Annotated in this window: 16 protein-coding genes and 1 pseudogene; 4 read left to right on the forward strand and 13 right to left on the reverse strand. The window is 59.8% G+C overall.

Annotated features, from left to right (window positions below; translation table 11 throughout):
• Nucleotides 1-40: 40 nt before the first annotated feature.
• The 8 genes from P0D89_RS00005 to P0D89_RS00040 form a co-directional block, all read right to left on the reverse strand.
• Nucleotides 41-229 carry a porin gene (locus P0D89_RS00005; RefSeq protein ID WP_408357012.1) on the reverse strand — a complete coding sequence of 63 codons (189 nt, stop codon included), beginning with the start codon at nucleotides 227-229 and terminating at the stop codon, nucleotides 41-43.
• A gap of 59 nt (nucleotides 230-288) precedes the next feature.
• Nucleotides 289-1,374: a DSD1 family PLP-dependent enzyme gene (locus P0D89_RS00010; RefSeq protein ID WP_408357014.1), complete on the reverse strand. Its 1,086-nt coding sequence runs from the start codon at nucleotides 1,372-1,374 to the stop codon at nucleotides 289-291.
• Nucleotides 1,375-1,536: 162 nt separating this feature from the next.
• The gene (locus P0D89_RS00015; RefSeq protein WP_408356772.1) at nucleotides 1,537-2,967 is read right to left on the reverse strand and encodes an aldehyde dehydrogenase family protein; all 1,431 of its coding nucleotides are present in this window, start codon (nucleotides 2,965-2,967) and stop codon (nucleotides 1,537-1,539) included.
• Between the two features lie 72 nt (nucleotides 2,968-3,039).
• Complete coding sequence (locus tag P0D89_RS00020; RefSeq protein WP_408356774.1) at nucleotides 3,040-3,801, reverse strand: SDR family NAD(P)-dependent oxidoreductase; 762 nt, start codon at nucleotides 3,799-3,801, stop codon at nucleotides 3,040-3,042.
• A gap of 60 nt (nucleotides 3,802-3,861) precedes the next feature.
• A complete protein-coding gene (locus P0D89_RS00025; protein ID WP_408356776.1) occupies nucleotides 3,862-5,406 on the reverse strand; it encodes an APC family permease in 1,545 nt (514 codons plus the stop codon).
• Nucleotides 5,407-5,612: 206 nt separating this feature from the next.
• A complete protein-coding gene (locus P0D89_RS00030; protein ID WP_408375978.1) occupies nucleotides 5,613-6,545 on the reverse strand; it encodes a LysR family transcriptional regulator in 933 nt (310 codons plus the stop codon).
• 490 nt (nucleotides 6,546-7,035) lie between these two features.
• On the reverse strand, nucleotides 7,036-8,091 hold the full coding sequence (locus P0D89_RS00035; RefSeq protein WP_408375979.1) for an alpha/beta hydrolase: 1,056 nt from the start codon (nucleotides 8,089-8,091) through the stop codon (nucleotides 7,036-7,038).
• Between the two features lie 516 nt (nucleotides 8,092-8,607).
• Nucleotides 8,608-9,039 (reverse strand): hypothetical protein, encoded by a 432-nt coding sequence (locus tag P0D89_RS00040; RefSeq protein ID WP_408356783.1) that lies wholly within the window; start codon nucleotides 9,037-9,039, stop codon nucleotides 8,608-8,610.
• A gap of 467 nt (nucleotides 9,040-9,506) precedes the next feature.
• On the opposite strand from P0D89_RS00040, the gene P0D89_RS00045 reads away from it, so the two are divergent.
• Entirely contained in the window at nucleotides 9,507-10,784 is a 1,278-nt protein-coding gene (locus tag P0D89_RS00045; RefSeq protein WP_408356785.1) for a serine hydrolase domain-containing protein, read from the forward strand.
• Nucleotides 10,785-10,873: 89 nt separating this feature from the next.
• On the opposite strand, the gene P0D89_RS00050 is transcribed toward P0D89_RS00045, so the two are convergent.
• Entirely contained in the window at nucleotides 10,874-11,572 is a 699-nt protein-coding gene (locus P0D89_RS00050) for an IS6 family transposase (RefSeq protein WP_408356787.1), read from the reverse strand.
• A 166-nt stretch (nucleotides 11,573-11,738) separates the two neighbouring features.
• Between P0D89_RS00050 and P0D89_RS00055 the strand changes: the two genes are divergently transcribed.
• The 3 genes from P0D89_RS00055 to P0D89_RS00065 all read left to right on the forward strand — a co-directional run bounded on the left by P0D89_RS00055 (nucleotide 11,739) and on the right by P0D89_RS00065 (nucleotide 15,775).
• Nucleotides 11,739-12,614 carry a hypothetical protein gene (locus P0D89_RS00055; RefSeq protein ID WP_408375980.1) on the forward strand — a complete coding sequence of 292 codons (876 nt, stop codon included), beginning with the start codon at nucleotides 11,739-11,741 and terminating at the stop codon, nucleotides 12,612-12,614.
• 425 nt (nucleotides 12,615-13,039) lie between these two features.
• A complete protein-coding gene (locus tag P0D89_RS00060; RefSeq protein WP_408356795.1) occupies nucleotides 13,040-13,378 on the forward strand; it encodes an HdeA/HdeB family chaperone in 339 nt (112 codons plus the stop codon).
• A 486-nt stretch (nucleotides 13,379-13,864) separates the two neighbouring features.
• Nucleotides 13,865-15,775, forward strand: a complete 1,911-nt coding sequence (locus tag P0D89_RS00065) for a transporter substrate-binding domain-containing protein (RefSeq protein WP_408356797.1) — start codon at nucleotides 13,865-13,867, stop codon at nucleotides 15,773-15,775.
• Nucleotides 15,776-16,096: 321 nt separating this feature from the next.
• On the opposite strand, the gene P0D89_RS00070 is transcribed toward P0D89_RS00065, so the two are convergent.
• The 4 genes and pseudogenes from P0D89_RS00070 to P0D89_RS00085 form a co-directional block, all read right to left on the reverse strand.
• On the reverse strand, nucleotides 16,097-16,504 hold the full coding sequence (locus P0D89_RS00070) for a hypothetical protein (protein ID WP_408356799.1): 408 nt from the start codon (nucleotides 16,502-16,504) through the stop codon (nucleotides 16,097-16,099).
• Nucleotides 16,505-16,632: 128 nt separating this feature from the next.
• Nucleotides 16,633-17,056, reverse strand: a pseudogene (locus P0D89_RS00075) (transposase); the annotation flags it as partial.
• A gap of 63 nt (nucleotides 17,057-17,119) precedes the next feature.
• Entirely contained in the window at nucleotides 17,120-18,916 is a 1,797-nt protein-coding gene (locus P0D89_RS00080; protein ID WP_408356801.1) for an outer membrane protein assembly factor BamB family protein, read from the reverse strand.
• A complete protein-coding gene (locus P0D89_RS00085) occupies nucleotides 18,913-19,383 on the reverse strand; it encodes an aldehyde dehydrogenase family protein (protein ID WP_408356803.1) in 471 nt (156 codons plus the stop codon). The genes P0D89_RS00080 and P0D89_RS00085 overlap by 4 nt, the downstream gene beginning before the upstream one ends.
• Nucleotides 19,384-19,574: the final 191 nt, after the last annotated feature.

Genomic DNA, 19,574 nt, shown 5'->3' on the forward strand with positions numbered 1-19,574 from the left:
AATACCACGCAGAGTCCGTCGCCCAGATCCTCCGTGCCCTTCATGCCCAGGAGTTGGCGCTCAGCGTTCCGTTGATCGTCTGGAACGCGCTGCCCATGCCGCCATTCGCTTTCGGCTGATTGCTCACGTAGCCGATCGCGGTATCGAGCGAGCCGTACAGCGTCACGCCGCCTTGCGCCTGTGCAGCGGTGGCCAGTGCGCGGCAGCCTAGCGCGCCCAGGAGCTTTATCTTCTTCTGATACTTTCTTCATTGAATTGAAACTGCAATTGCTAAATGCAACTGCGTCCTCACCATCCGCGGAATCTCGACCATTGACCGAGAATCTCACGCGATCCAGTCTGTATGACCGTGTAGTGATCGTGCTGGGCGGCGGTCGGGCACGCATGATTAGGCAGAATGCGCACCAGTGAGCCAATCGGCAGCACCGGCAACTGCGCGGCGCTCCCGCTGCGCAATGCGAGAATGCCCTGCTCCTGATTCGCCTGGGCCATGATCAGGTCCGGGTACGGCACGCAGTCGACGTCGCAGACGACACCGTAGCCCTGATCGAGCTTCTGCGACGCCGTGCCGCGATCGCGCGACATCGCCATCCAGCCCGCATCGACCAGAATCCAGCCTTTGTCAGGCTGATGACCGATTACCGTCGCGAGCACGCTGAGCGCGATGTCATCGACGGTGCACACGTTGAGCCCCGCCATCACGAGATCGAAGAACACAAACACTCCGGCACGCACTTCCGTGACACTGCGCAGATCGCGTGCGAAGTGAGCCGTCGGCGTCGAGCCCACGCTCACCACCGGTGCGGGGAGACCCGCATCCCGCAACACGTCGGCACACGCAACCGCTTCCGCACGTTCGCGCTCGGCCATCGCCCTGATCGCTTCGACGGTGTCACATGCGTATGATTCGCCCGCGTGGGTCATCACGCCGCGCAATAGTGCGCCGCCCTCGTGCAACACACGACCGATAGCCACCAGTTGCCCAGTCGCCTCGCGGTTTACGCCGGCCCGATGACCGTCCGAGTCGATCTCGATTAGCGTGGGAATGGGATCGCGGCTGGTGCGTGACTGCTTCGCGACCGCGTGCGCGGCATCCAGGTTATCGACCACCACAGACAGATCGACCCCGCGTCGACGCAATGCGGTCACGCGCTGGAGTTTGCCCGGCGCGATCCCGACGGCATAGAGGATGTCCCGTACGCCGCCCTCCGCGAATTGCTCGGCCTCACGCAACGTCGATACCGTCGCAGGGCCGGCGGGGCCATCCATGACGCGGCGCGCAACTTCGAGCGACTTCGGCGTTTTCAGGTGCGGACGCAGATTGACGCCGAGCCCCGCGAGCCTTCCGCGCAGACGGGCGATATTACGGGCCATCCGGCTTTCGTCGAGCAGCAGCGCGGGCGTGGCCAGATGTTCGATTGATCGGGTAGATGCAGGAACGTCTTGCGAATCGCCGACGATGTTCGGCTCACCGCGCAAACGCAGTGCTGGCATGATGCTGGTCATGATTCGGAATGTAGAAAGAGATGAACGCACTCAGAGCGCGATGACACCAGTCTTGACCTGGGCGAAGCTGCGCAACCCCTCCGCGCCTTTTTCGCGGCCGTAGCCCGAGCGCTTGAAGCCGCCGAACGGCAACTCGACACCGCCGGAGGCACCATACGTGTTGACGAATACCTGTCCGGCCAGCACTTCCCGGATCATCCGGTGCGCGGTGCCAAGGTCACGCGTCCATACGCCGGCGACAAGGCCGTAGTCGGTCCCATTCGCGAGGCGTACCGCTTCATCGATATCGCGAAACGGCGTGACGGCCAGCACCGGCCCGAATACTTCTTCCTGACCGAGCGCGCTGACCGGATCAACGTTGTCGATCAGCGTCGGCTGGAAGAAAAAGCCGTCACCAAGTGCACCGCCATTGAGCGCATCGCCGCCGACAACGATTTTTGCGCCGTGACTGCGAGCCCGTTCGACGAACGACATGACGCGTCCGCGCTGGATCTTCGAAATCAGCGGGCCCAATGCCGGGTCGCTCAGTGCGGGCCCGATCTCGACGTTGGCGAAGGCCTGCGCAACGCGGGCCACCAACACGTCGTGCAGACTCTCATGGACCAGCAGCCGCGAACCGGCTGAGCACGTCTGACCTGCGTTTTGAAGGATTGCGTTGATCACGCCCGGCACGGTGCGTTCGAGGTCCGCATCGGCGAACACGATATTCGGCGACTTGCCACCCAGTTCCATCGTCGCCGGGATCACGCGGTTGGCCGCCGCGTGAGCGATGATGCGTCCCACTTCAACCGAGCCGGTGAATGAGATGTGGTCGATATCGTCGTGCCCCGTCAATGCCGCGCCGGCGGTCTCACCATTCCCGGTTACGACATTGAGGGCGCCTGTGGGCAGACCGGCCTCGACTGCGAGCGACGCGAGACGTAGCGCCGTCAGTGGTGCCTCTTCGGCGGGCTTCAACACGCAGCAATTGCCCATCGCGAGCGCCGGCGCAATCGTGCGTGCGAAGATCTGCATCGGGTAATTCCACGGGATCACGTGCGCCGTGACGCCGTGCGGCTCCCATTCCGTGAAGATCATCGTGTCCGCATTCAGCGGGATCGAAGAGCCGTAGTGTGTTTCCACCGCGCTGGCGTAGAAGTCGAAATACCGGGCGGTGAGTTCCGCGTCGCGTCGCGCCTGCTTCAATGGCTTGCCGGTCTGCAACGCTTCGAGATGCGCGAGATCCGGCTCGTCGCGCTTGATCAGTTCGGCGATGCGCCGCAGGATGCGCGCACGCTCGGCAATCGCGACCTTGCGCCATTGCCGCGACGCGCGCCGTGCCGCGCGTACCGCGCGATCGATCTCTTCGGGTCCGCAATCCGCTGTCCGAGCGATCTCCTTGCCGCTGGACGGGTCCAGCACCGCAACCGTATTGCGTGTCTCGATCGACACTGCGTCGATGAAAGCGGCCGTCTGATTCATTTCATAACTCCTGTAGGGGCGCGAGCTGGCCGCAGCATCAGCGGCCGAACGTCGCGGGAACGTGTTGGATGCTTAGCAGGCGGTAAAGCCACCGTCGAGAACGAGATTGGTACCGACCGCAAACGAGCTTTCGTCGCTAGCCAGAAAAAGTGCGCCGTAGGCGATTTCGCGCGCGTCGGCCACGCGCATAATCGGCGCCCACGACGCCTGGGCCGCGGCGGTCTTCGCCGGGTCGAGGCTGTTGTCGACTTCCGCCTGTAGCAGCGGTGTGCGCGTAATGCCGGGACACAGCGCGTTGACGCGAATGTTGTGGCGGATCAGGTCGAGCGCGATCGATTTTGTGAACATCATTACCGCGCCCTTGCTGGCGTTGTATGCCGGTGACTCAGGGACCGCGACGATGCCCATCTCCGAGCCGAGCGTTACGATTTTGCCGCCGCCTCGCTCGATCATCTTCGGCACCGCATGCTTGACCATCGTGAACATACCCTTGACGTTGGTGGTCAGAACCGCGTCCCATTCGTCCTCGGATAGTTGCTCGATCGGCATCACACTGGTAATGCCCGCGTTACACACGAGAATGTCGAGGCCGCCATGTTCTTCGACTGCATGCTCTACCATGCGGCCGGCATCCTTCATCGAACGCACGTCGCCTGCGCAACCGGACACCTTGCCGAATTGCGTGAGTTCGTCTACCGCCGCCGCAAGCGCCGCTGTGTCGATGTCGGTGATCACGACCTGCGCGCCTTCCTGCGCGAACAATTGCGCAATCGCCTTGCCTATGCCCGACGCGCCGCCGGTTATCAGCGCACTCTTGCCATTCAGTCTACCCATCATCATCCTTACGTTGGTTGGTACAGGCCACGAAGAGATGTCTGCGTGGCGAAGAAGGTTTCAGGCCGCTTCGTTGCCGTGGCCAAGCGCCTTGTCAGTGCCACGTGTTGTTTCCGGGACGCCCGGCAATTCGTAGAGCGGTTCGATTTCGACATCGACCATTTCCGGAATCGCATCGCCTTCAATGAACAGCACGGCGCCCAGGCGATAGAACGCCGGCGATTCGCGACGCTTGAGTTGCCGGCCCCACAGCGCAGCGAGGACGATCACGGCTACGACAACCCACGGGAACATTGTCAGCGGCGCGGCAGGCCATGGATGTATGTTCAGCCAGATCGCCGCCAGGAAAATGACGTTGGAGACGACGGGGAACGCGACATGCAGCACCGGCGAAAATTCCTCGCGATAGCGCTTCCACATGAAGACGGGCAATGCGACGTTGGTGAGGATCAGGATGGGCAGCATGCCGAGCGACGACAGATAGCCGAGATTGCCAAACGCAGACATCGGGTCCCACCAGGACCCTGCGCCAATTCCCACCACGAGAGTCAGAATCGAGTACACGACAATTGCGACGTGAGGTGTCTTGTGCTTCGGATGAGTACGGCCGAGCGCCTTGTGAAGCAGCCCGTCACGGCCCAGCGAATACAACACGCGGAAATTGGCGGTGTGGATGGCAAGCACAACAGCGACGATTGCAGAGACGGCCGCGAGATCGACAAGGTTGCCGTACATATGTCCAAGGTAGCGCACGGCGAGGTCGTGGATCGGCTCCTGAGAATTGGCAAGCCTGTCCATGTGCGCAGAGCCGTAGCCGACCACGATCGAATACATCGCGAATGTGAACCACAAGCCAGCGAGCACCACGGATCCAATCAGCGCGATCGGCAGATTGCGACGCGGATTACGACATTCCTCCGCCACAGTCAGGCACGATTCGAAGCCGAAAAATGCCATAACGATAAAGACGAAGGCCTGCCCGATGCCGCCGAACCCCTGATCTGCGTGCATCGGCGAAAAGCTTTCCGGCACCTGACCCGCATCGCCGCCCTTGATCACAATGACGATCAACAGGCCGCCCACTACCACGACTTCGGCAATCAACAGCGCAACGTCGAATTGCATCGACGCATGGACCGAATACCACGCGAGAACGCCGACCAGGACCACGACGCCGATCATCAACGCCCACCACGGTACCGTGATGCCGAAGTCATTCTTGAGCGCATTGCTGAGAAAACCGCCGAACAGGTTGGTGTTGATCGGGCTTTGCAGCGCGTACGCGAACAGCATCAGCATTCCGGCTGCAAAACCAGCTTCACGCCCCAGCCCAAGCGTAATGAACTTGTAGAAGCCACCCGCCGACGTGACACGCTTGGCGAATTCCGCGATCGTCAGCGCCATCAGCGCAATGCCCGCAGTCCCCAATACGAACACGAATGGCGAAGACACGCCGGCCTTGCCGCCGATCAGCGCCGATATGAACATCACGCCGATGGTCGGCGATATAAACGCGAGGGACATGCCCATCGCACTGATCAATCCCAACGCGTTGCGCTTGAGGCCATCCCCCTCTGAGCTCGCGTGCATCTCTTTCGACGTCATCGAATCGCTCCAGTCAGGTCAACTTGAGCGCATCGTAGGTGGACAGAAAACTGCAATCCAATGCCGAAATTCGATCACGCGATGCCGAGCGGGCATGGCGCTATCGCTTATGCGTAGTGACTTATCCAGCTGGGGACGAACAGAAACCGCGCGACCGGGCATGCCGACGGCGGTGGTTGAAATTGCGGGCGCGCGGTTTCAGCGACTCAGGCAGCAGCCGGCCGAACTATATTCGTTGCGGAATTGGTCGTCAGCGTTTCCCAGAATGCTTCGGCGCTGCTGGGCAAGCGAGCGCGCGGACGGAACAGCGTGATGTCAACGTCGATATCCCATTCGGCCGAGCCCGCGCGCACCAGTTCGCCGGATTCGAGTTCCCGACCGACCTGACTCTGCGGTAGCCACGCAAGCCCGCGCCCATCACGCACCATCGAGTTCAACACGCCGGCAAGCGGCGAGACGAATACGCGCTCGAGCCGATCGGCTACCGGCGAGGTACGCAGCAGGTTTTCGACCGCGCGACCGATGGCGGACGTTTCGGCATACGCCAGATACCGGCAGCGATGCGGCGCCGTGCCGTCCAGCGAATCGAGCGGCCCACTGTCGGCGCCGGGGCGCGACAACGGCAGCAAGCGATCAAAGCCAACGCGATAGACCAGAAACTGTTTCGGGTCGAGGCCAATATCGACTGAAGGATGCGTGTGGCACAGCATGAAGTGGCTGGTGCCCTGCAGCATCATCTGCACGCACGCGTTCGCATGGCCGGTATCGAGCCGAAATTTAAGCACTTCCCCCGCCTTTTCTGAAGCACTTATCCAGTGAGGGAAAAATGTCAACGAGAGGCTGTGTGTCGCAACAAACTTGACTGTACTGGCGAGTCCCTCCGCTGCCGCCCGCAACTCGTCGCGCCCCTGGTAGAGCTGCCGGGCCACCGCCTCGGCTATATCACGGAACCGCTCACCCGCAGGGGTCAGCGCAATCGGTTGCGCATTGCGATCGAGCAACGTGACACCGACCCATTCTTCCAGCATCTTGACGCGCCGACTGAACGCCGGCTGCGTCATGAAACGTAGCTCAGCGGTGCGAGAGAAATTGCGCGTGGCCGCTAGAGCCAGGAAATCTTCAAGCCACTTCAGTTCCATGGACAGAAATCAAACGCTCCAGTCGAAGAAACGCCTACGCCGATGAAGTCGTGATCGCCGAAGGCAGATACAGGACGATGCAACTACTGTGCCGGACGAAACGCGTCAAATCGGGAACGCTGACGACCCATCGCGGTGCATGCGTACGCCTTTATCGGCGTCGAACGAAGTTGGCGCACTGGCATCGGGCACCAACGCGCCTCAGCACCACAACGGACCGTTCAAAAGGCCGTTCACTGTCTCATGCGTTATGCATGACCACATTAATCTGAGCCAGGAATCGACTGGCTGCACACTACCCTCTTCGGACGTTGTAGCTAACGCGACGTGAACGGCCGCTCCCGAGTCCAGCGGTCAATCGTGCACGCGTGCTGCCCGTCAAATCACCGGCCGAAGGTTGGGCGACACAGCGCACTCGCACGTCGATGCGTGATGAGGATGACGTCGGAATACATCCAAAAATCGCCCTGCGCGCCCTGACAAGACTGGCTTAACGCGGCGTGGGCTGCTCAAGGAAGTTTTGCACGGAGTTGAACAGTTGTAGCCGGTTTTTCTCCATTATGACCGTGTGCGTCCCTTCGCCGATCAGATCGTATTGCTTCCACGGCGTACCGGTCAGCAGCGGAAACAATGCCTGCGACATGTAAGGCGGCGTGTCCTGATCCCACTGCGCCTGGACCATGAGCGTCGGCGCGGTGATCTTGCCCGGGTCGTAGGTCGCCTTACCGGACATGTAGTAGCCGCGAATGTCCTGCGTCACGCCGTTGGGCGCATGCAGGGCCGGCGGACTGGCGGATGCAGCATTCGGATCCGTCGCCCACGTCGCCTGCTGCCACTTGTCGAACCAGCCCGGCGGAATCAGGTCGGCGCGTTTGTCCTCCGGCACGCCCTTGTACCAGCGCTCCTTCGCCATCTGCGCGGTGACCATGCGATAGGCGCCGAGCTTGGCAGCTTCGCCCGTTGGCGGAGCATCATGTGAGAGCCAGACAGGTGCGTAAAGCACCAGGCGATTCACCTTCTCCGGCTGCGCGGCCGCGAAACCGCCGGCAATCGTTGTGCCCCACGACCATCCCATGACATCCAGCTTGCTCAGGTGTTGGCGTGCCAGCACCCAATCTACGACGGCGGCATAGTCCTGCACCGCTTGTGCAGTTGTTTCCACGGGTTGCCCGGCGTCAGCCGGCTGGTCCATGGACGCTGGACGCGTCGAATGCCCGTAGCCGGGAAGATCGAGCAGGTAGACATCGAAGCCGCGTCTCGCCATGTAATCCATCCACGACATGCCGTTCAGTTCGAGATCGAATGCGGTGCTGGCGGGATAGGTAGCGCCGTGGACGAACACAAGCGTGTGAGCGGCATCAAAATGCGTTTGATTGGCCGGACGTTTGTTGCGGACATAGATCTTGATGCCCGGCTGTGGCGATGCCACCATCGCTTCTTCTGTGACGAGCTTGACGGGCGCCGCGGCGAAGGCGGCTGTCGTCCCAGTCATGCCAGAAAGAAATGTAAGGACAACTGATGATGCAAGGCATTGCGAAAATTTCATTTACGTCTCCGTAAGCCGTTTTGCCGGCGGTCTTTTAGGATAGAGACCTCACTGTATCAAGACTTGGGGCGAGATGTAAGTGCATACTGAAAACCAGGTGGAGGTCGACCCGCCAGGAATGAAACACAGAGGCGGTGTCGAAAACCCGCAAGACGGTACGGATGCCTAGTTCTCCGACAAGATTGACGCAGCGATGCGCGCATTCGAACGCACGCGTTCGCCGCCACGGAAACGGCAGCCGCTCACGGTCCGCCAACTGCACGAGCGGCCGTTGATGCCGATCACTTGACGGATCAAGTCTGTACCTGAATGCCCGGTACCTGGGGCGGTTACCGACGTTCAAATGTCCGCGCGAAAGCGCGGCCCAACGGCCGTAGATGGCCCGAAACCTGTCCCACGACGACGCGCACAACTCGACTCACAAGAGACCAAGGCAACTTGGAGAACCGCAACGGCGTGCCCGGCGAGGCGGTGTATGTCATCGCTGGCGAGATCGTGTTCGGCGTGCGCGCGTAATCAATGGTACGTCGTCGTAGACGACTGCAGCTTCGTCAGAACGCCGCGTTCGAATCGGAACCAGCCTTGCGAGCTTTGCATCACGACTTCATCGCCTTGCCAGAACACGCGCTTGACCGTCATGCGCTTACCCAAGCGTTGCACAAGTGGTGGATGGTGGCGAAAGTCGTACAGAACCGGACCGGAATCAGTCTGCACGAGCGTGCGTGTGACGCTGTCATTTGCGTTGCCGACGTCATCGAAATGCGTGAGCGTGCTCGCGCTGAAGCGATCGAAAATTTCCTTGTCGAGCATACCCACGAAATCGCGGTCGACGTGCACGAATTGCAATTTACCCGAGGGCGTGACGAGCGGGCCGGACGCGTTGCGTTGCGCATGAACGCAAGTCACGAAAGAGGTGGCTGCGAGCGCAGCGAGGAACAGTCGTCTCATGTTTTCTTTTAGATTCAGCGGCGTCTCCAACGACGGAGCCCGACCCGCAATCGTTCCTTGCGGAGATTATCGTCAATTTTGGTCGACACGTCGACGGTCTTTGACTGGCCGATCATCGTCTCATGCGATAGGCATACATCGACCCGATATGGTGGCCCGTTGGGCGTTGTTGAGCGGTCGTTCACAGGGTGGTTTCAAACGGCGCGGAGCAAGTCCACTACTAGCGCGAACGCTGGCGAAGACAGCCGGTGGCTTGGATAGTACCGAGGGTATCCCGGTAAAGCCAGGACACCCTTGAGTGGCAACGGTTCACGACCCGTAGCGGTCTCGGGTCGCCAAGTGCGTTTAAGAGGTTCAGCGCGGTTCGAATAAAGGCACTAAAATCGCCTCCGCTTGCCGGACGACGTGCTGCCGACGTTTGCCCCGCCAGCAAGACCATGAACATGCCATCGACTACGAGGACCACCATGCCTGTGTTGCGCAACGCCGCTTACCCGTCTCGTCAGAAGCGCCTGGTTTCTTGCTCGACTCAACTCACACTTACGGTCTGCTGTGCCATCGTGCTGCTCGCCGGGTGCGCCAGCGACGCTCACAAAGCGACCGACGCTGCCAACGACGAACCGATCGGCACCGTCCGGCAGATCTACGACGGCGCGCTCACTCCCGACATGGCCGTCCATACTTTCCGCCACATCGACAAGCTTTTTCCGACGCGCCACATCGCCCGTGGAAACACCGTCTCGCCGCTGCCTGAAGCGCCGCGGCAACTCTCGCAGGTCAAGTTCGTCTCAAACGGCAAGAACTACGACCTCTTCGATTTTCTTGCGCTCGACCGCGTATCGGGACTGCTGATCCTGAAGAACGACCAGATCGTCTACGAGACCTATCAGTATGGCAACACGCCGGCAACGCACTGGATGTCGATGTCCCTCGCCAAGTCGATTACTTCGACGCTGTTCGGCGCGGCCATCAAGGACGGCTTGATCGGCAGCATCAACGATCCGGTGACCAAGTACGTGCCGCGGCTTACCGGCTCCGCGTATGACGGCGTCACTATCCGTAACGTCCTGATGATGGCCTCGGGCGTGCGTTGGGACGAAACCTACACGAACCCGAACTCGGATCGGCGCGCGCTGCTCGAAGTTCAACTGGCACAGAAGCCGGGCGGAACAATCGACCTCATGAGCAAGCTGCCGCGAGCCGTACCGCCGGGCAGCCGCTTCAACTACAGCACCGGCGAGACCCAGGTCGCAGCCGAGATATTGCACGGCGCGCTGAAAGGGAAGACGATTTCGCAGTACCTGTCGGAGAAAGTGTGGAGGCCTGTCGGCATGCAGTCCGATGCAACGTGGTGGCTCGACTCCGCGGATGGCGTCGAGATCGGCGGCAGCGGCCTGAGCGCGACGCTGCGCGATTGGGGCCGCTTCGGGGTGTTCATCGAAAACGGCGGCATCGCCGCTGGCCAGCAGATCCTGCCCGCCGGCTGGACAACCGAGGCCGGTACGCGCAAGACGCTCACCACGGGCAAGGTCTCCGATTACGGCTACTTCTGGTGGCCGGTGACGTCGGGGCAGTCGGTTCAGGATGGCGCTTATGCCGGACATGGCATCGAAGGACAGGGTCTCTATATCAATCCCAAAGAGAAGGTGGTCATCGTGATGTGGGGCGCGCAGTCCAAACCGACCGGACTGGAAGTGATCAACCGGGACGATTTCTTCAATGCGGTTGTAGCGGCCGTCAAGTAAGCCTGGTACCCGGGCACACGAAGCGGCTCAGCGGGTTTTGTCGCGATAAGGACGAGACGGCGAACTAGCGGCAGTATAAGTAGGATGACTTATGCTGCCAGTGAGTAAAACTGTTGGGCGTGACTGTATCCGATGCCATGGTCTTGCATTCGGCCCTTGGCGATCATGTGCATGAGCTCGATACCGCTCAACAGGATCCGGGCGCAACGAAAATTCTTGAAGCAGAGCATGGGCCGTATGCGTCGCTTGATCGCCCGATGATCTTGCTCGACGACATTGTTCAAATACTTGTTCTGGCGAATCTTGATCGGTGTTTGCCGCTCCGCGTTGAGAACATCCAGCGCGGCCACGTTCGCACCGCTTTTATCAATTGTCACTGTCTCGGGTTCGCCGTTTTGCGCGATCGCCTTTTCGAAGTAGCGCCTCGCCGCGGCCTTGTCACAATGGGCACGCAGTAGACAATCCACCGTGTTACCCTCCCTGTCGACTGCGCGATACAAATACTTCCACTGGCCTCGAACCTTGACATACGTTTCATCCGTTCGCCAGCTCCGACCGACGGCTTTCTTGTGGCGGCGAAAGGCCTTCTCCAGGACCGGCAACATCTTGATGACCCAGCGGTGCACAGTTGAATGGTCGACCGAGATTCCGCGCTCCGCCATCATCTCTTCCGAGTGTCGAAGGCTCAGCGGATACGCCACATACCAGCGCACGCACGTCAGGATCACGTCGAGCGGATAGTGTAAACGCTTGAGCACCCGTGCCCAGGCTGAATTCAGAGTCGTCATCAGGCGTCCTATCGTTCGTATTGTCAGGGCGGATGATACCCGACGCTTGCTGCGACAAAGCCCGTTGCTAAGGGTGCCTCGGTGTTGACTGGCTGGGCGCATCGCGGCTAAAGCACCCTCCAAAGTCCCGCAGCAAGCAGTCCCCGCCCCGACGAGACGAGCCGAGATGAGTAAAACGGGGTGTACGTGCGTTGTCGATGCGCGTCAGCGCGACACGACCGCTTCCACAACCGGCATGATCACTGGCAAGGTCGCATTGGTAAATCACCGGCCTATAGGCGCCGAAGTCGTTCTGGAACTCGGCCTTGTCGCCAATGTATGTGATGGGGCCGCCCGGCTCATCGGTCCAGCGAAATCGACTGAACTTCATCGCGAAGTTGCCGCCCGTCCATTTCACGATGTGCGTCGCAAGTCGCTCGATCGGACCTTTGCAATAGATGGCGGCCGCAACGGTCCCTTTGTCGCCGAGACATTGCAGATCGTCCTTGTTACACGACTGGGCTTGATTCGCTGCGTCGCTGCCGTTCCTGGCGCTATTGTCCGAAACGCAACCCCACGTGATCAACGCACCGACTATAAGCACCCTCAAGCCGCCCACCATCTTGTGGGCACGTTTATTATCAGCGATCGTCTGGTCGAGCAGCGCAGCACTGCACATCTCATCAGGCAGTTGCACCAACAGCGTTTCGACCACACCCGGTGCTCAATCAATGTCGCGATTTTTTTGCTCGAGCGCACGAATTTGCGTCCTGAGAATGTCAACCTGACTTTCCTTCCATTTGAAACCCCAGGTAAAGTTGCCAGTAATCGCCGCAGATATCCCGCGGATCACAGCAGCGGTCATCGTTTTCCGCTCGTGGATTGGCGGCCAAGGGCGAATAACACAGCCTTTCCAGATTGGAGCAACGCGCCTGGCCGCAAGAAAATTATTGTTCCAGTAGCCAATGCATGGCCCCGGGCGCTCGTCCTGCGTGGTCACAACCCCGCGGGAACGGGCGCGCGTCGAACAACCCTCATGCGTACTTGTCGGCCAGAACGTTGACTTGGATGACCGCTGATATATGCCTCAACCAGCACGGTCTCATTGACCGTCGGATCTGCACATTCGCGGGCACCGGGAAACAAAACCTGGGCTTGACCCTAGAGGGAAGTCCTTGCAAACAGAATCGACCCAAAGATAGTCCGTCCCGCTTTCATCGACGGGGCGCGGTGCGCGCCGCGTTCGAAGAAGGCCGCAGACTTACTTTGACTGATCGTATTGCACCTTGGTCCTATATCGGCATCGCCACCAGCCGCCTATTCTGTTGCTTAGGTAAGCATGGTCGAAAGTGCGTCTGGCGCGAGGCGCCCTGAGGAAATAGAGGACCACGCGATCTCGAGAGGAGCAATGACCCCGGCACCGCCCTTCGCGGATGCCGCCATTGCAATACCGGAACCGATCGTTAACGTTTGATAGCGGAGAGAGCCATGAATACGATTAAAGCGGCAGTCTTTGTCATTGGAGTCGCCCTGTCGGCATCCTGCCTTGCCGATGCGAACAAGGAAATGAAACCAGCCAAGATGACCTGCCAGGATTTCCTCATGATGGATGATGTGTACAAGCCACAGATGGTGTACTGGATGGACGGCTACAACAACAAAGGCAAGATGCAACCCGAAGATGTCGTCATGGTCGGTCAGGACGAAACCGTTGCCGCTCTGGTTGAGGAATGCAAGAAGACGCCGAAGCAGTCCTTTGCCCAAAAGGTGAAATATTTCTTTTCGCACGGCCACACGCCAATCAGCAAGACCTATGCGCACAATTGACCGAACTCGCGTCGAGAGTGAGTGCGCCGGGATACCGCCAAGGAGTGAGGGGTGAAAGTCGGCTGCTGTCGCCAGAGACTGCAGGTGATGGTGCCGCTGCATCCTTGATTGGCGCGGCGAAGAGGCTTTTCGTTCTGCGCTTGCCGGCAATATTGCGGGGTGCTGGCGAACAACAGCGAAGCAAACGTAATGAAGTTGATCATGTCGACTCAAGCTGGCATAAGCACGGATCCATTCTCCGCTCAGGTGCACTAATGGCCGGCTTCCGTCCGCAATAAGCGCTTCAACAAATATCTGAGGAGGCACCGGACGCGGCTCCGAGCCACTGCTGGATCGTTGTCGATATGACGCGGGAAGGGAGTCGCACGCTTCCCGGGATTAAATGGTCAGCCTGCTCCATGCAAACGTCTCGCGGGCTGCGCTCAGGCCGTTGGACGCGGACGGTTCATCGTTTCGGGGGTCGCGCTCGGCCGGCACACCGACGCGTTGGCGAAGGCGGCGCAGAACCCGATCGGTAACGTGATCAGCCTGCGATCCCAGGACAACACGACACTCAATGCCAGTTCGCGAAAAACAGCCGCAGAACGTTCTCAACATCCAGCCGGTCAACTGGACCGTGGATCGATCTCAGGCGTTGGGCTGATCCTGCCGGTTCCTACGAATTTAATTCACGCGCTCGATCCCAAAAAAACGAAGAATTGGCCCGGCGTTTGTGTTGCCCACGAGCGAGGGGCATTGGCTGTACGGCGCAGTGGTCAACAATATCGATCGTCCGCCGGGCAGCACAGATGTGACCCGGTTTGGCAGCGGTGGCAGCATGAAAAAGACCCACAGGTGATGGCCGGTCCTAAAGGTGCAATCAACGTAGGGAGGCGTTCATTGAACAGGATATCGAAATGGCTGATCGGTGCGCCGGGTCGCCTCATGTTGTTGTCGATTGTGACGGCAGCCGCTGCGGTCGCCTGCCCAACCGTGACGCTGAGAAGCAAGGCCGAGACCATCCGTGTCGGTGCAAGCTGGTGGGACGGCACGTTGCCGCATGGGGCCAAGAACCACCTGATTTCGCTCGATTGGCCGGGCGTCGCAGCCTCCGGCGCTTCAGGCATCACGGCTTGGGAGGCGCTCTCGAACCTGAAGCACGTTGCCAATTTGAGCGGGAACCGCGCTGCGGACAAAACAGACCTCGCCGCCGGCCCACAGGGAGACTTCATGCATTCGCGGATGTCGTCCGCCACGACTGCATCGAAGCCTGAATGTAACATTGAACGCCTGGAATGCGACAGATCCCGGTCGAATGTCCCGTCAGCAAGACGACTCAGCAGTAGTCTCTTTGGTGGCGGCCAAACGCTTCCGGTTACTTACGTCGCAACAGGTGCTTCCACAGCCGCATCCGGCGCAGATCGGCCGTTGCGTGTAGCGGTTGCCGCGATTGCACCATTCGTATTGCCACAGACCGATACCCCAATGGGTTTTAGCATCGAGCTATGGAGCGAAGTGGCGCGTCGACTGCACGTCGAATTCGCCTGGAGTTCAGTTGCGACGCAGTCGGATCTGCTGCTTGCAGTGCAGCGGGGCGACGCAGACGTCGCCATAGCGGCTATCACCATGACACCGGAACGCGAGAAAGTCGTGGATTTCTCGCTTCCGTACTTCGACTCGGGGTTGCAGATTATGGTGCGTGCGCGCAACGAAAGTGCTTTTCTAGCCACGCTCCGTTCGATCCCCTGGCGGGCCATTGGCCAGCTTTTTGGCATGGCGGCCATTCTCGTCTTCCTTCTCGCCAATCTGGTGTGGCTGGTCGAACGGAAGCAAGACCCCAATTTCCAGAAACCCTACGTACGCGCGTTAGGGGAAGGTCTATGGGCAACCATGTTGATCATTGCCACGGGTGAGCACGGCGAACGCGATTCCGCCACGATGTTGAAGCGTGTGCTGGTGCCCGCGATGTGGCTGATTGGCGTCGTGCTGATCGCGCAACTTACGGCAACTGTGACGTCTTCGCAAACCGTGGCGCAGCTCCAGTCCAACATTCAGGGTCCGGGCGATCTCCCCGGCAAAACGATTGGCACCGCGGCGGGGACGATTGCCGCGGATTACCTCACCCAACGTGGCTTGCCGTTTGTCGATGTGAAGACCGCTGACGATGGAATCCGGATGCTCACTCAAGGCGATGTGCAGGCAATTGTCTATGACGCGCCCACCCTCCAGTACTGGGCCGCGAAGCGGGGCAATGGCGTATTACTAGTCGTCGGCCCGATATTCCGGCCGGAAAAGTATGGAATCGCCCTGGCTGAGGGCAGCACGTTGCGCAAGCCGATCAACGAAGCGCTGCTCTCCATGTACGCGGATGGAACCTACGAAAAAATCTACGGCAAGTGGTTCACGCAGGGGAGGTAGATGGCTCGGCAAGAACATAGAGAATCGTCGATTCGCAGGTTGCTAACTATTGCGTCGAGAATCGACGGCGTTCTAACGCAGCCGTTCCGAGTTGCGCATATCGACGTCCGTGAACACTTCCTCGCGGAATTCGACTCAAGGCTGCTGGAGAACATCGGAGAGGCGCCGGCCGACGGGAACACGTGCGTGGCGAGCACCGGTAAAACCAGCGCCCTCCTGGCATGGCGCAAGGCATTGATCTCCTTTAACTTCGATGTCGCGTGGCGGCAGGAGGCTCCATCATGGAACCGCCAATCAGGTGATCAGGAAAACAGACTTCAGTCACATTTTGCGATTGTGGAGCACCCAGGCACCGATGCCGAGTGCGGGGTCGAGAATCGCAAACGCCCCCAGCAAATGAGGGAAAATACCAGCTGTCACCAAGGGCACAAGCACTGCAGGCACGAGCACCACGCGATCGAGCACTGAAGCGGGGCCGAATTGTCGAGCGCCAGAGCGACCGCCGAATAAGTAGAGCCAGCCAATGACGGCCACCGCCATACCAATTACCCGGACGAGCGCACTCTCGTGTCCTGCGAACGGTGTATCCATGAAGATCGTCTGCACCGATCCGGGCCAAACGATGAGCAAAGCTCCGAGCGCAAGATAGACAAATCCATTCATCACTGAGTATTTCGACGCAGTGGACAAGTTAGCAGGTTTCTCAAGAAGATCGTTGAAAAAGGACATGCTGTTGCCTCCTGGGAAGTCGTGCTGGTTCGAGAACGGAGCCGACTTCGGCGAATCAGATGAGTGAAGTCCTGGTAAGGTCAAGCAATCCTCTGCAAATTGCGCCGCGCGGTCGTAGCATATCTGCTCAGCGTCATGGCGCTGGCCGGCACCACCCGGCCGACTTCAGCAAACAGTTGGCCGCCCAGCTTGTGCGTCTCACGCGGCCGCCGGAATTTGAGCATTGTTGTCGCGTCCGGCCCGGCTTCACAACCTAAGGTCAATCCGGACAAAGCGACGCAGCCTGGCACTGTCGTACGGTGTTTCCTCGCGCGCAAAGTCCGCCAGACTAAACCAGTGATGGATGAAGTGGACACGCGGCGTGCGCTCCGGACCAATCGGCGGGCGACCGTTGCCGCGCTTCGGGTAATGCGGCTCAACCACCGCACATAACTCGGCCCACGGAACGATCGCATTCATGATGTCGAGAAACTCATCGCGGCGCGTCCGTTTGCGGTGTGTCTCGAAACCCGCACCTCGATCGGCTGCCATCGCCAGCGTCTGCTGTCTCATCCTGTTCTGGATTCTCTATAAACTCGGATTGATAGCGCTCGAAGACCTTAGCGGTGGACTTAATCAGCGTCGCCCTAGACCCAGTATTACGACCTTGGCGGTCACGGGCTTCGTCGGCCACGCGACCATCGTAAATCCGGCAGCCACGGCAACTTTCTGTTCACCCCCCGCAGTATAAGTAATGATACCGCCGCCAATCCCACCACCGCCGCCAAGCACCTGGCCAAAAAGTTTCTGGCCAGTGGAGGAATCGAGCGCATAGAAATTGCCGCCTAGATCGCCGAAGAACACGATGCCACCGGCCGTTGGCGTGATGGCGCCGACGATGGGGTAGTTGGACTTCACGCGCCATTTCCAGACTCCGGTGTCGGCGTCGGTGGCGTAGACCCATCCTGCCCAATATCCGTCGGTACGGGATTCCTTTCCGAACATGTTGATCGGGTTAAGCGTCGCCATTCCGGTCCATGGTTGCCCGATCGCGACCGACCGAAGTTTTCTGTCATCCTGGATGGTTACGGTATCGCACCAGTCAACCGTGCCGGTAACAATAAGGTTCGTGGCCGGATCGTAGCCTGGCGTGTTCCATTCATTGCCGCCTACCGGACCGGGGCAGAAATGCACGTCCTGACCGATGGCAAAGTCGCTGCCGTCGTTCTCGATCGTGGTCACCGGCACGCGGTAGAGCTGGTTGTTGGTGACGAGATCGTAGCCATACAAGTGCCCATCCTTCGGTGAGACCGACATGAGTTGCTTGCCGCCCATCGTTTGCAGCAGGATGGGGGGGCTGGAGACGTCATAGTCGTGCCAGTCCTTCGGTACAACCTTGAAATTATTCTTGAAATCTCCCGTCTTCGCATCGAGTACCACGACCGAGTCAGTATAGAGATTGCTCCCTTTACGCGCCCCTGAAGCGAAGTCGGGAGCAGGATTGCCTCCCGGGACGTACAACAGCCCGTTTTTGATGTCGAGGGTGTAGGACGTCCAGGTCCCGGCGCCGCTGATCGGTATGCCCGGCGCGTTATTCCACGTCGACGCGTCAAGCGGCGTCGCGCCTAAAGGTCCGCGAACTGTATCTCCTGCAACTTTCGGCGCGAGAAAAAACTCCCATACGATCTTCCCGGTCTTCCCCTCGAGTGCAAACACATGCCCTTTGCCGCCCTTGTAGTCTCCCCCCGAATTGCCGACGAAGACGAGGCCGTCCCACGCAATTGGCGCTGACGGCACCGACTCGCCATGTTTCGGGTCCGCGATCGTCGTGTCCCACAGCTGCTTGCCTGTCTTGAAATCAAAAGCGAGGACGCGACCGTCCTGCGTACCGCGAAACAGCATGCCATCCATGTAGGCGGCACCGCGGTTGGACGGCAGAAGCGCGCCTGGGTAGTCCAGGTGGGTGCGCCAATTCTCGGCGCAAGTGGATGGATTGATCGAGAAAATATCGTACTCGGTGGTGCCGATCAAGGCATTGTTCACCATGATCAGGCCAGACTCGAAGGAAGTGAACTCGTGGACATCGTACGTGCACGATACTTTAAGGTTTCCTACATTTTTCGCATTGATCTGGTCCAGCGGCGAGTAGCGTTGCGATGACGGTGTTCTGTTGTAGCTCGGCCAGTCCCCAACCGCCGCGTTCGGCCATGCTTCATCGGCGGGAGGAGTCGGGGACGCAGCAGCGGCGACGCCACGATAAGCCGAATTCACCTCCGTGCTCACCGTTCCTGCTGGAGTCGACAACGTTTTAAGATAGTTGAGCCCCATGCCGCCGTAGGTAGTCATCTGCACCGGGAAAGTCACATAGAGCACTGCCGCGATAGCCACACCTGTGACAGCGAGCGCGCCGGCGATGATAAAGAGCTTCTTCATATTAGCCTCCCCCTGTCGCGGGCCGCAGCCGCGGCGCAGGCCACCGAGATTTCCGAGGGCTTCCGCACGGCCGTGTTGCCTGCGGCCAGTGGTCCGAAGGTCGGGATGAAACGTTTGTTCCCGGCGCCGATCATCAGCATCACGCCCAGCGGATCGCGATGCACGAAGATGTGACCCGGCTCGAACACCGCCGGCATCGGCTCGCACACTGGCTTCATCCAGGTTCCCAGGTGCTCCAGCGCGTATTCGGCTTCCTTCGCGCAATCAGCGACGTCCATCAGGTCGGTGTCGTTCACATTGCGGCGCACGTCCTGCCACAGGGCATCGCACAGCTCGTCGTGGTTGTCGGTGAACCGCGCCTCGAGCGCTTCGAGCTGCGCCTTGTGCCAACCCGCCTGGCGGGTGGCGCCGGACAGGAAGAATTCGCGCTGGCTGAAGACCAGTGCGGAGTAGTCAGAGTCGGTCATCGTCACATCCTTTCGTGAATCTGCCGTGGGAAAGCCTCGTCTCAAGACGCACGACCGGCGTTCATCGCTCCAACTGAAAGACTACGCGACCCGCAGACACGCCGGTATTGGACCAGGGTCCAATACCGGCATTTCCCCTGCGTCTACCGATTTCTGACAGATTGTCACACCGGCGCTCCTCTCGACTCACG

Source organism: Paraburkholderia sp. RL18-085-BIA-A, assembly GCF_046027075.1.
Lineage (GTDB): Bacteria > Pseudomonadota > Gammaproteobacteria > Burkholderiales > Burkholderiaceae > Paraburkholderia.